The 13,574-nt window shown below is 32.0% G+C and carries 9 protein-coding genes; 2 read left to right on the top strand and 7 right to left on the bottom strand.

Annotation, left to right across the window (positions count from 1 at the left end; genetic code table 11):
* Window positions 1-128 precede the first annotated feature (128 nt).
* From V6137_RS02590 to V6137_RS02565, 6 genes are all read right to left on the bottom strand, one after another.
* Window positions 129-2,129: a methyl-accepting chemotaxis protein gene (locus V6137_RS02590; RefSeq protein ID WP_425446321.1), complete on the bottom strand. Its 2,001-nt coding sequence runs from the start codon at window positions 2,127-2,129 to the stop codon at window positions 129-131.
* Between the two features lie 294 nt (window positions 2,130-2,423).
* Window positions 2,424-4,436 (bottom strand): methyl-accepting chemotaxis protein, encoded by a 2,013-nt coding sequence (locus V6137_RS02585; RefSeq protein ID WP_425446320.1) that lies wholly within the window; start codon window positions 4,434-4,436, stop codon window positions 2,424-2,426.
* A gap of 236 nt (window positions 4,437-4,672) precedes the next feature.
* Complete coding sequence (locus V6137_RS02580) at window positions 4,673-5,893, bottom strand: FAD-binding protein (RefSeq protein WP_425446319.1); 1,221 nt, start codon at window positions 5,891-5,893, stop codon at window positions 4,673-4,675.
* An 18-nt stretch (window positions 5,894-5,911) separates the two neighbouring features.
* On the bottom strand, window positions 5,912-6,700 hold the full coding sequence (locus V6137_RS02575) for an electron transfer flavoprotein subunit beta (RefSeq protein WP_425446318.1): 789 nt from the start codon (window positions 6,698-6,700) through the stop codon (window positions 5,912-5,914).
* Window positions 6,701-6,721: 21 nt separating this feature from the next.
* Window positions 6,722-7,861, bottom strand: coding sequence for an acyl-CoA dehydrogenase (locus V6137_RS02570; RefSeq protein ID WP_425446317.1), 1,140 nt, complete (start codon window positions 7,859-7,861; stop codon window positions 6,722-6,724).
* Window positions 7,862-8,037: 176 nt separating this feature from the next.
* Entirely contained in the window at window positions 8,038-8,673 is a 636-nt protein-coding gene (locus tag V6137_RS02565; protein ID WP_425446316.1) for a redox-sensing transcriptional repressor Rex, read from the bottom strand.
* A gap of 401 nt (window positions 8,674-9,074) precedes the next feature.
* Here V6137_RS02565 and V6137_RS02560 point away from each other — a divergent pair, with 401 nt between their 5' ends.
* Window positions 9,075-10,997, top strand: coding sequence for an ABC-F family ATP-binding cassette domain-containing protein (locus V6137_RS02560; RefSeq protein WP_425446315.1), 1,923 nt, complete (start codon window positions 9,075-9,077; stop codon window positions 10,995-10,997).
* Window positions 10,998-11,184: 187 nt separating this feature from the next.
* Here V6137_RS02560 and V6137_RS02555 read toward each other — a convergent pair whose 3' ends face one another.
* A complete protein-coding gene (locus tag V6137_RS02555; RefSeq protein ID WP_425446314.1) occupies window positions 11,185-12,495 on the bottom strand; it encodes a DUF512 domain-containing protein in 1,311 nt (436 codons plus the stop codon).
* A gap of 308 nt (window positions 12,496-12,803) precedes the next feature.
* On the opposite strand from V6137_RS02555, the gene V6137_RS02550 reads away from it, so the two are divergent.
* The gene (locus tag V6137_RS02550) at window positions 12,804-13,361 is read left to right on the top strand and encodes a biotin transporter BioY (protein WP_425446313.1); all 558 of its coding nucleotides are present in this window, start codon (window positions 12,804-12,806) and stop codon (window positions 13,359-13,361) included.
* The last annotated feature ends 213 nt before the right edge of the window (window positions 13,362-13,574 follow it).

The following is a 13,574-nucleotide window of genomic DNA, read 5'->3' as shown; positions in this document are numbered from 1 at the left end:
TCATATTATATCTATTTTTCTATAAAAATATATTGAGGTTAAGTTTTAGTCTAAGTTTAAGTTTAAGTAAAAAAAAGAAAAGAATTTTGCCAAAGGCAAAATTCTTTTAATAAAACTGAGACTTAAACTTACACTTTAAATCTATTTATCTCCTCATCAAGTTCCTTAGCTAGATTTCTTAAATCCTCGGCAGCACTTGCCACCTGTTCAACAGCCGATGATTGTTCTTCCATTGATGCACTTACTTCTTGTGAAGCTGCTGCTGTTTCTTCTGATACAGACGAAATGTTTTCTATAGATTCTACTATACTATCCTTATCCTTATTTACATCATTTACAAATTTAGTTATATACTCAATCTTTTCTGTTATTTTCTCTATTGAGCCGGATATTGATGTAAATGTTTCAGTCATATCTGCAACTGACTTACTTTGTTCACCGGACCTTTGTTTTACTTCTCCCATTATGTTCACCGTGTTATTACTATCATTTTGAATACTTAAAATAATATTTTTTATCTCTTCAGTAGCTTCATTTGAACTATCGGCAAGCTTTCTTATTTCATCTGCAACTACGGCAAATCCTTTACCTGCCTCCCCAGCCCTAGCCGCCTCTATCGATGCATTTAATGATAAAAGACTGGTTTGCTCTGCTATTGATGATATAGTTTCAACTATATTATTGATGTTTTTAGATTTATCGTCTAATCCTAATATAGCCTCTTCTATTTTATTAGTTGCATCATTATTTAGCTTAGTTTTTTCTTCCAATTCCTTTATGGCTTTAGTTCCATCACTATTTTCCTTCATAACGGTTTTAGCAAACTCAAACATTTCATCACTATTATCCACTAATCTCTTTATTTTTCCATCAAGACTATAAGTTGTTTTTGCAGTATTTTCTGCATCCGCCGCCTGTTCACTGGCTCCATGGGCTATCTCCTCAACTGTTCTTGATACCTCATCTGCAGAAGCACTGGTTTCTTCTGAAGTTGATGCAAGACTTTCTGATGACGAACTTACATTATTTGAAACCTTCTTTATTCTTCTAACTAAATTAGACAGATTATCTACCATAATGTTAAATCCATCAGCTAAATCTCCTATTTCATCTTTAGATTTAATATTGACTTTTTTAGTGAAATCCCCAGATTTAATTATCTCCATACTATCCCTTAATTTCTCTATTGGCTTAGTAATCCTTTTTGATACTATATAAATAACAATTATTGACATTATAATAGAAATAATAGCAATAGCCAAATTAGTCGTCAATATAGAGCTTGTATCATCGGATATCTCATCCTTATAAATATTTCCCACAATAGTCCAATCAACTCCATCTATTCTGTTAAATACTCCAAACTTCTCTACGTTGTCACCATTTTCTTTAACACTATATGGTACTACCCCTTTATCTTTGTTATTAATAGCTTCCCTTAAGTTTTCTATTGGAAGTAGTTCATTCAACTTACTTTTATCCCTATGGGCAATCACTTTATTATTCCCATCTAATAAATATACATAACCCTTTTTACCTATTTTTATTTCATTTATTTTTTTCGATAATTGCTCTAGGGATATGTCCGCCCCCATTACTCCTATAAACTCATCTTCATTATATACTGGAGCTGCAACCGTTATAACCATATTACCTTTATTTGCTTCATTTTCATCTTCATATGGATCAGTCCAAATAAGCCTATCCTCTTCTTTAGCCTTTATATACCATGGCCTTGTTGTGGGATCTAATTCAGTGGGATTAGGCTCAAGGTAAAATTCCCCAGTTTTCGTACCTAAATAAACAGCATTAACATCTTCATTTGCTTCCATATAGGATTCTAATGCGCCCTCAAGCCAAACTGCATAATCTGGATTATCTATTATAACTTTGGCATTTGGATCTTTGGAAATCATCTTTATACTTCTTTCTAACCCATGGAAATAAGCCTTAATGGATTCCTTAGTTTGTCCAATAGTCTCAGCCGAATAATCGGATAATTCATTTTCTAAAATACTAGTGGACTTAAAATATGAACTTACCCCCATAACTGATATTATAATGAAAACTATAACCGTAAATATAGCTATTAATTTATGGGATAATCCCATCTTGAGCTTCTTTTTCATCGTATATCACTCCTTTGATAAGAAAATTGTCCCTTTTCTCTATTACTACTAATTTCGACATAATATCGTGAAATCCTTTTTTATTTTTATACCCAAAATATGTTTTAATAACTATATTTTTTTACAATGATTTCAAATATGCAAATAGAATACAGACACCTTTGGCACTTCTTTATTCAGTACTAAAGTCCAGAGGGTTCATATTTCAGAAAGAAAGTAAAAAAGGACTAGCAAGTAAAGCGCTAATCCTTTTTTACATATTATTCAGTTTCTAAATTCTCTATTCTTTATTCTCTATTCTTTATTATTTAATGTAAATTTCCCTATTTCCCTATTTAACTCTTCAGCTAATCCACTTAATTTCTCTGCCGCCTTATTGACTTCTTCCATTGATGCTGACTGTTCCTCCATTGATGCATTTACTTCTTCTGTTGATGCTGCCGTCTGTTGACATACCGATGATATATTTTCTATAGTATTTATAACTAAATCGGTGTCATTGTTTACACTATATACAGCTTGGTTTATAGAATTTATTTTTTCAACTATCTTATTTATACTATCTGATATCATTTTAAAGGAATTACTCATATCTGTAACAGAGGTAAATTGACTTTTAGAACTTTCCTTTAATTGGTTCATTGTTGTTACCGTATTACCACTTTCTTCTTTTACATTAGATATTATGTTCCTTATCTCATCGGTGGCTCCATTGGACTCTTCAGCAAGTTTTCTTATTTCATTTGCAACTACCTCAAAGCCCCGACCTTCTTCCCCTGCTCTAGCAGCCTCTATAGAAGCATTTAATGCAAGCAAATTAGTCTGTTCAGATATTGATGATATTGTACCTAATATATCGCCTATATCATTTATTTTAATGCTAAGGTTTGTCACTGCCCTTTCTATATCTCCTATTGCCCTATTATTTGATTCTGTCTTTTCCCTTAGTTCACCAACCTTTTTAGAACCATCTATGTTTTTAACTTTTATATCTTCTGTAATCTCTGATATTTCCTTACTATCTTTAACCAAAGATTGGATTTTATTATCTAATGAGTTTACTATTTTTACTCCATTTTCTGTATCACTAACTTGATCATTGGCACCTGTGGCCAAGTCTTCCATTATCTTGGTGACTTCTTCAATGGAAATATTAGTTTCTTCTGTTACACTTGCCAATTGTTTAGATGAACCTGTTACTTCAGAGCCCATAGACTGAATGTCCTTAATTAGTTTGCTTATATTATCCAACATACTGTTAAAGTATTTTGATAAAACTCCTATTTCATCCTTTGATTTTGTTTCTATTCTCAATGATAAATTCCTATCCTTCACTTTTTCTGTGATGTCCTTGACTTTATTTATTTTTTTCATTAAAACTTTAGAATAGATGTATGAACCTATTAATGCTAATATTAGTGATGTTATTCCAAATATCAACATTCTTTTAAGTATTATTCCTGTCTTTAACTTTATTTCATCAGTATATATGGCACCAAATACTCTCCATCCCAATTTATCTAGAGTTGTAAATGCAGCCATTTTTTCTCTTAACCTATTATTTTCTCTCCATCTATAGGTAACATGTCCACTTTTCTGTTTTGTTGCTGCATCTACAATCTCTTTAACCTCTACCTTTTTTCCTACCTCTTCATTTTTATATATTACTATCTCACCATCACTGTTAATTATAAAAGCATGACCATTATCCCCTACTTCTATACTATTCACAACATTAGCCAACTTTTCAAGGGCAACATCTACTACCAATACCCCAATGAACTTATTGCTTCTATCATATAAGGGATGAGCCAAAGAAATTATAGGCTTTTTAGTGTCACTATCTATATATGGTTGTGTCCAAATTAATTTCTTCTCTTCCCTTGCCTTTTTATACCATGATCTATTAGTCGGCTCAGTATCTAAATACTTATTAGAAATCACATCTCCCCTATAGGTTCCTATATAGATGTTATTTATCCCTTCATAACTTTCCTCATATTCTTTAAAATCCATTAGAATCTCATCTATTATATCTGGATTTGAATATATCTCTTTTATATCTTTATTACTGGCCATTAATTTAACACCATTTTCAATCCCATTTAAATAATTTAAAATACTACTGTTTATTTGAGCTACTAGCTGGGTTGTGGTATTTTCTACTTCCCCTTCTGTTAAATTTACAGATGCTATGTATGAACTTATCCCCAATACTAACAATGGTATCGTTATTAGTATTACAAACATAGTCATCAACCTCGCCCTTATACCAAATCTTACATCCCTTTTTCTTTCTTTTTCCAATGATATCCCTCCTATTTTATGTCTTATCCTCAAATATTATGATCTATCCCAATTATTGACTTCGACATAATATTAAAAACACCTTCTGTTTTCAGACAAAAAATAGAAGCAGTGCAGAAAGGAGTGTGCAGGCACAAAGTGCAAAGAACAAGGCAAAAAAAAGGATTAGCCTAGGCTAATCCTTTTTTTCTGTACTGTTTTTAATCTTTTGACTATTAACTATTATCTATTATCTATTAACTATTAACTGTTTTAAATGCTTCCATAATATCATCAACATTATCTAATGCCTCTATCAATGCTGGCACTACTTCATATAAATCACCAACTATACCATAGTCCGCTACCTTAAATATTGGCGCTCCAGGATTTTTATTTATCGCAACTATACAGTCTGATGATTGCATCCCTGCCAAGTGTTGAATAGCTCCTGATATACCACAGGCTATATAAAGTTTTGGTCTTACCGTTTTACCTGTTTGACCAACTTGATGGGGCTGATCTATCCAACCTGCATCTACCGATGCACGACTGGCCCCAACTACTCCACCTAATTTCTCAGCAAGCTTTTCTATTAATTCAAATCCCTTTTCATTTCCTACACCTCTACCCCCAGCAACTATTATTGGTGCCTCTTCAAGGGCAACTTCTTCCTTTTCTGCCTTTACAGTATCTATAACTACTGCCTTTATATCATCTTTTGTTAGTTTTATTTCTATTTCCTCTACTTCACCTTGTCTAGTTTCATCATATTTAGCCTTTTCCATTACTCCAGGTCTTACTGTTGACATTTGAGGCCTGTGTTTTGGACATATTATTGTTGCCATAAGGTTTCCACCAAAGGCTGGGCGAGTCTGTAATAATTTTTTATCTTCATCATCTATTTCAAGTCTAGTACAGTCCGCTGTAAGTCCTGTTTTTACCTTAGCTGAAATTCTTGGTCCTAAGTCTCTACCTATGTTTGTAGCCCCTATTAACATTATTTCAGGCTTTTTATCTTCTATAAGCTCTGATATAACCTTAGCATATCCATCTGTGGTATATGTTTCAAGTAACTCATGATCTCCTAGGATCACTTTATCGGCACCATATTTTATAAGGGTCTCTGTCATATTTTTAACGTTATTACCTAAAAGAACTGCCGTTAACTGTACTCCCAGTTTATCAGCTATTTTTCTACCTTCTCCCAGTAATTCTATAGCTACATTTAAAAGTTCGCCATTTCTTTGTTCTGCAAATACCCAAACACCTTTATATTTAGTTATATCTATTCCTTTAGTTGCCACTTCTTCCTTCTCTATTGCATCTACGGGACATGCTTCGATACATGCTCCACATGCAGTACAGCTTTCATTTATAACCGCTTTATTATCTATCATATCTATTGCATTAAATGGACACTCATTTACACATACTCCACATCCAATACATTTATCGCTAATAACCTTAATAGCCATTTGTATACCTCCCCCTTATTATAAAATCTTTCTTTCTTTAAGTCTTACAACCAAATCCCTTACTGTATCTTTAACTGAACCCTCTAGCATTTCCCCTGAGCCTTTAGTGGCTGGAGTGAAAGATTTTTTAACCTGTGTTGGCGAACCATTAAGTCCTATTTCTCCTCTATCCACAACTATATCATCAACAGTCCATACCTTCACTTCCATATCATTATGGGCTTTATAAATTCCCTTAATAGAAGGATATCTTGGTTCATTTAACTCTTTTATTGCAGTAAGAAGTATTGGCATTTGACTTTCTATAATAAAATGTCCATCTTCTAAGGCTCTATTTGCCTTTATCTTACCATCCTTTATTTCTAAATCCTCCACATATGTTATTTGTGGTATGTCAAGATGTTCTGCAATTTGTGGTCCAACTTGGGCAGTATCCCCGTCTATTGCCTGTCTACCACAGAATATAATGTCAAAGTCTCCGATTTTCTTAATAGCTCCTGCTAATGTTATTGATGTAGCCCAAGTATCGGCCCCTGCAAAGGCTCTATCACTAAGGAGTATAGCCTCGTCTGCCCCCATAGCTAAAGCTTCCCTTAAGGCAGTCTTTGCTTGAGGTGGTCCCATACTTAATACTGTTACCTTCGTATCATCATGTTTATCCTTTATACTTAATGCACCCTCTAATGCATTCATATCATCGGGATTTATAATACTTGGAACTCCTTCCCTTATTAAAGTTCCCTTTTTAGGGTCTATCTTAACTTCATTTGTATCAGGAACCTGTTTAACACATACAATTATATTCATCGCCCATTCCTCCCTTTTAGATTATCTTAATACATTTGCTGCTATAACCATTCTTTGTACTTCAGATGTACCTTCATATATTTCAGTGATTTTAGCATCACGCATCATTCTCTCAACTGGGTACTCTTTAGTGTAACCATATCCACCATGTAATTGAACCGCCTTAGTTGTAACCTCCATAGCAACCTCTGCAGCATAAAGTTTAGCCATCGCAGCCTCTTTACTGTAGGAAAGACCTTGAGACTTTCTAAATGCAGCATTATATACCATCCATCTTGCAGCATTTACTTTAGTTTCCATGTCAGCTACCATCCACTGAAGTCCTTGGAATTTAGCTATTGGTCTACCAAATTGTTCCCTCTCTTTTATATAATTTACACTTTCATCCAATGCTCCTTGAGCTATACCTAAGGCTTGGGATGCTATACCTATTCTTCCCCCATCAAGAGTAGTCATGGCAATCTTAAAGCCCTTTCCTTCTTTACCTAATAAATTTTCTTTAGGAACTTTACAGTTTTCAAATATAAGCTCAGATGTAGATGAAGCCCTAATTCCCATTTTATCTTCTATTTTTCCTATACTAAATCCAGGGAAGTCTTTTTCAACTATAAATGCAGTTATTCCCCTGGTTCCCTTTGATTTATCAGTCATAGCAAATATTATGTAAACATCTGCCTGTCCACCATTGGTAATAAATACCTTTGAACCATTTAATATATAATGGTCACCATCTAAAACAGCTGTTGTCTGTTGCCCAGAAGCATCTGTACCTGCATTTGGCTCAGTTAACCCAAAGGCTCCTAACAGTTCTCCCTTTGCCATTTTAGTTAAATATTTTTCCTTTTGCTCTTCTGTTCCATATTTATATATTGGCCAGCATCCAAGGGATGTATGGGCAGATAGTATAACCCCTGTGGTCGCACAATATCTTGATAATTCCTCTACAGCTATGGCATAGGATACTTCATCCCCTCCAGAACCCCCGTTTTCAACAGGAAAAGGTATTCCTAGCATATGGTATCTAGCCATCTTATCCACTGTTTCCCTAGGGTACCTTTCTGTTTCATCAATTTCTGCTGCTATAGGCTTTACCTCATTTTCAGTAAAATCCCTCATTACTTTTCTAACCATTTTTTGCTCTTCAGTTAAATTAAAATTCACAATTTCCCCCTCCTTAATTTTGAATTAAGTTTTAATACTTAAAATTATCTAAAAATTATATATATCAATATCACCATACATCTATATGATACTATATGATTGGCAAAATTTCTTGTTAAATTTTTGTCATTTTTTCCCCACTAAAGTCCTATGGCTAGCCATAGGACTATTAAAATTTATTTTCCTTGCTCTTTTAACAAATAGGATAATGTAAAGATACTTTCATTAAGATGTACATTTTCCACAACTACATCCTCTGGAACTTTAAGGTCAACTTCAGCAAAGTTCCAAATACCTTTAATTCCTTTTTTTACAAACCTATCTGCAATAATCTGTGCTCCTTCTTTTGGAGTAGTTATAACTCCTATTTCAACTTTATTTTCAATAATAAAGTCCTCTAAGTCATCAACACTTTTTACTTCTATATCACCAATTTTTCTGCCTACCATTTCAGGACTTCTATCAAATAAGGCAAGGAGATTTAACCCAGCATCATCTAAACCTCTATAGTTACCCACTGCATGACCTAGATTACCAGCACCTACGATCACCGCATTATACTTGGTTTTAAGACCTAATATATTGGCTAATTGTTTGTGAAGCTCCTCAACATTATAACCATATCCCTGTTGACCGAAGCCCCCAAAGTTATTTAAGTCTTGTCTAATCTGTGAAGCAGTAAATCCCGTCAGTCTACTAAGTTCTTGGGATGATATCCTGTTTATATCCTTATTCTTTAGTTCTCCTAAATATCTATAGTATTTTGGTAGCCTTCTTACCACTGCCATTGATACTTTATTATCTTTCGCCATTAGATCACCTACTTACTAATTTTTGTAAATTAATTACAGATACTTATTCAAGGTAATTATATCACCATGATAATTTAGTGTCAAACGTTTCAATTATGCCTTCTTTTATGCTAAAATTATAAGTAAAGAACTGTGAATAAAGAAGAATGGGTAAAGAAGAAAGAAAAATTTTAAAATCAAAGAATAAAGAATCGAGAATAAAGAATAGATAAGGAGATTTTACTCCTTATAGTCGTAAAATTTTATTATAATATAAACAAAGTGGCTTAGGCCACTTTACACCATATCTATTCTTTATTCTTTACTATCTATTCTTTTAAAAAATGATAACCGTGGAATGAATTCTACACTATTAATATAAAACAATATATAATTAATTATCCCAAAACAAAAGAAACGAGGTGGCACACTTGATAGTTTTATCGTGTAATAATATATCCAAAAGCTACATTGTAGATAAAATAATAGATAATATAACTTTTTCAATAAATGATGGTGAAAAGGTTGGTTTGGTGGGCCTAAATGGTGCTGGAAAATCAACCTTATTTAATATAATAGCTGGTACACTCCCTAAAGACGACGGTGATATATTTATATCTAAAAATTGTAAGCTAGGTCATTTAAAACAAAATACTCAAATTAATAGTGATAATACAATATTTGATGAACTCCTTCATGTTTTTGACCACCTTATAGAAATGGAAAAAAAACTGAGAACCTTAGAAAAGGAAATAAGTATAGCCGGTGAAAATGAATCCGATAATTTAGAAAAATTAATGGATGAATATGCCCATCTATCGGAAGAATTTAATAAACAAAATGGTTATGGATATAAAAGTGAGATCAAGGGGATTTTAAAGGGACTGGGATTTGATGACTCCCAATTTAATCAACCTATAAATCAACTTAGTGGAGGTCAAAAAACAAGGGTTTTACTGGGAAAGTTACTTCTAGAAAAACCTGATATTTTACTCCTTGACGAGCCTACCAACCACCTTGATATAGATGCCATAAACTGGCTTGAAAAATATATAAGTGAATATAAGGGAGCCTGTATTATTATATCCCACGATAGATATTTTTTAGACGCAACTGTATCTAAGATATTTTATTTAGAAAATACCCAGTTAAACATTTATAAAGGTAACTATACAACATTTATAAAAAAACGCAAAACAGAAATGGAACTCCTTAGGAAAAAATATGAAGAACAACAAAAAGAAATAAAAAGACAAGAGGAAATCGTATCAAGATTTATGTCCTATGGTGGTAAAAGGTATATAAGACAAGCCCAAAGTAGACAGAAGATGCTTGATAAAATGAAAAAAATGGATAAGCCAAGTGGAGATAATAAAAAGGCAAAAATTCGTTTTGAACCTAAAGTTAAAAGTGGTGAAGATGTTTTAATGGCTGAAGGACTTTCTAAATCCTTCGATGATGTGGAACTTTTTCACAATGTAAACTTTAGAATCTATAGAGGTGAAAGGGTTGGACTTATAGGTCCAAATGGTATTGGTAAATCCACCCTATTTAAAATGATAATGAAAAAAATTAAAGACTATGAAGGAGAATTAAAACTTGGCCACCATGTTAATATAGGATACTATGACCAAGAACAGGCAAATCTAAATCCTGAAAATACTATAGTAGATGAAATATGGGATTATAATCCAAGTTTAACCCATTACGATATAAGAACAATCCTTGCACAGTTTTTATTTTATGGTGATGATATATTTAAAGAAATTAGTGATCTAAGTGGTGGGGAAAAAAGTAGAATAGCCCTAATAAAACTAATGCTTTCAAAGTCTAACTTTCTCCTAATGGATGAACCTACTAACCATCTTGATATAGACTCAAAAGAAGTACTAGAAGATGCCTTAATCAATTATGATGGAACAGTATTTATTATATCCCATGATAGATATTTTCTAAATAAAGCAACAAATAAAATCCTCGATTTATCAAAAGAGGGCATAACAGAGTATCTAGGAAACTATAATTATTATTTAAAAAAGAAAAATGAAGTAGTTTTTGTTGAAGATGATGGCCCTAAAGTAACCAAGACTGAACTTAAAGCCAAGCGAAGAAAAGAAAAGGAAAGACAACGAGAAATCAGAAAACGAAAAAAAGAAATAGAAAAATTAGAAATTAAAATAGCAGAAACAGAGGAACAAATATCAAACCTTGAACAGAAAATGTGTGATCCTGATATTTACTCAGATCCAGAAAAAAGCCAAGAACTTCATAACGAAAATAATCAGTTAAAAAATAAGCTTGAAGAACTTTATGATAAGTGGGTAGTTTTAACTGATAAAGAATAGAGAATAAAGAATAGAGAATAGATATGGTGCAAAGTGGCCTTAGGCCACTTTGTTTTTATTTTTTTGTTGTAGGGGGATTCGTAATCCTCCTACCTACACAATGAAATTTTACGACCATCGGGAGTAAAATCTCCATATCTATTCTTTATTCTTTATTATTTATTCTTTGTTTCTAGTTCTTTATTATTTATATTATAAAAACTTTCTCCCCAATATCATATAAACTATCCCCAACCAAATCCATCTCCCTATGATCAAAGGGTTTTGATGGTAGTATTATTAAATCTGGAGTTAATTGTTTTTTTATTTCATTTATCTTTTTTATAAAATCATCCACAACCAACAACCCTGCTGATTTTATTGTTCCCTTAAAAAAATTATTTTTAACAACTTCTATCTTTATATTAATATCTTTAAATAACATCCCCATTATCTCTTCACTTAATTCAGAAACCAGTAATAAAGGTTTCTTTGAATGATTTTTATTTATTATATTTTCTACTTTTCTTTTAATCTCTAGGGATATATCATATAACATTATAATTCCTATGGATTCATTTTTTTCTTTTTCTATATTTAATTTAAATTTGTCATTACCCCTTTTTATTTCAATCACAGGGTCTTTTCCCTTTAATATTTGGTTAAAACAATCAACTCTAGTAAGCTGTTTTTTCCCATTTACTCTCTCTATGATATCATTTTCTTTAATTCCATATATATCTGCTTTGCTACCCTTTATGACTCCATATATAATGGGTTTTAGTTCCTTTATAATAGGAGGTTCTAAAAGTATGGGAGCATTAATTTTATCTTTTATATCATTTATATATTGGTCTAATTCATTTCTCAAATCATAAAAATCAAAATCTATATCACTTAAACTGGAAAACCCCGGTACAAATACCCTTATTGTCTTACATTTATTATCATCTAAATATTTTATGGTTTTATATATGTCATCATATCCCACTATCATGGGCATAGCTACTATACTTCCATGATAATTTATATCATATTTATTAAATAGTTTTACAGCCTCCATAGCCCCATTGGGATGTCTGTCATTTAGAAGTTTTCTTCTACCAGCTTTAGTTCCAGAGTTTAAAGATATATTTATCTCTAAAGGCTCCAGTTTCTTTAATTTTTCTACCATTTCTTCTGTTATATAAATTCCATTTGTTGTAATTTCAATTACCTCTTTATTAAATTGTTTCCTTATATTTTTTAATATATCTAATATATCTTTTCTTATAAAGGGCTCACCTTCTATTATCCTAGTAGCCGACTCACCTATTATTATCTTCCTATCTGGACTTAAAAACTCTATCATTTCATTAATATCATCTAAGGATAATTTAGGTAATCTATAAACATCTAGTCCCTTTGGATTAGATTTATGACTACAAAAGACACAAGCAGTGTCACATTTAGATGTTATTGGCAATATGTTATGATTTTGTACCGTATGCAATATCATATCTTTCCTAGCAATCTTCATTGGTTAACACCGTCCTTTTATTTGAAATAATAGAGAATAAATAATAAATAATAGATATTGTGCAAAATGGCCATAGGCCACTTTGTTTATTTCTGTTGTAGGGGGATTCGTAATCCCCCTACCTACATAACTTAATTTTACGACCATCGGGAGTAAAATCTCCTTATTTATTCTTTATTCTCTATTCTTTATTATTTGCTTTAAGTTCTTTATTTTCACGGTTGACTTTTTCCCCTTAATATAATATCATACTTATTGTTAACACATATTATCTATTTGGTTTACAATTAAAACTAAGGAGGATTTATATGAAAACTAAAGATTTAGTTATAGTATCATTATTTACTGCATTAACTGCTGTATGTGCTCAGATATTTGTGCCATTACCTTTTACACCGGTATCAGTTACTCTTCAAACATTGGCTGTATTTTTATCCGGTGCCATACTTGGTAGTAAAAAAGGAGCTTTATCTCAGTTAGTATATATACTGTTAGGAGCTATAGGAATACCTGTTTTCTCTGAATTTTCAGGGGGACTACATATCCTAGCTGGCATAACTGGAGGATATATATGGGGATTTCCTATAGCAGCATATATTATAGGTAAAGTAGTAGAAATATATAAGGGAGATTCAACATATGTACATGTAGTAAGCTACACTTGTTCCTTACTGATAGGTATTGCTGTAATATATACCTTAGGTACCCTTCAATTTTCTTTATTAAATGATATGACATTTATGCAATCTTTAAAATTAGCAGTGATACCCTTCATTCCTGCCGATTTATTTAAAATAGGACTAGCAGTCCCAATGTCCATATCAGTTAAGAAGGCTTTAGTTAATAATAAATTACTCTATAGATAAAGAAGAAATATAAAAACGTAGGGGCCAGTCATGACCGGTCCAAATGGCGATGATAAATATTCTTCTGAAACGTAATTGTAGGGCCTGAATATATTCAGGCCTATTTAAAATTTATACATATTCTTCTTAACTCCTCTATTCTTATTTAAATACTTAATTTACAAAAAAATCATATAATGATAATATATATATATATATATATATTAATATTCA

It is taken from the genome of Dethiothermospora halolimnae, assembly GCF_037577855.1.
Classification (GTDB): Bacteria; Bacillota; Clostridia; order Tissierellales; family VENL01; genus Dethiothermospora; species Dethiothermospora halolimnae.
Note: the sequence above shows the minus strand (reverse complement) of the source record. Positions and strands in the feature narration are given on the sequence as shown.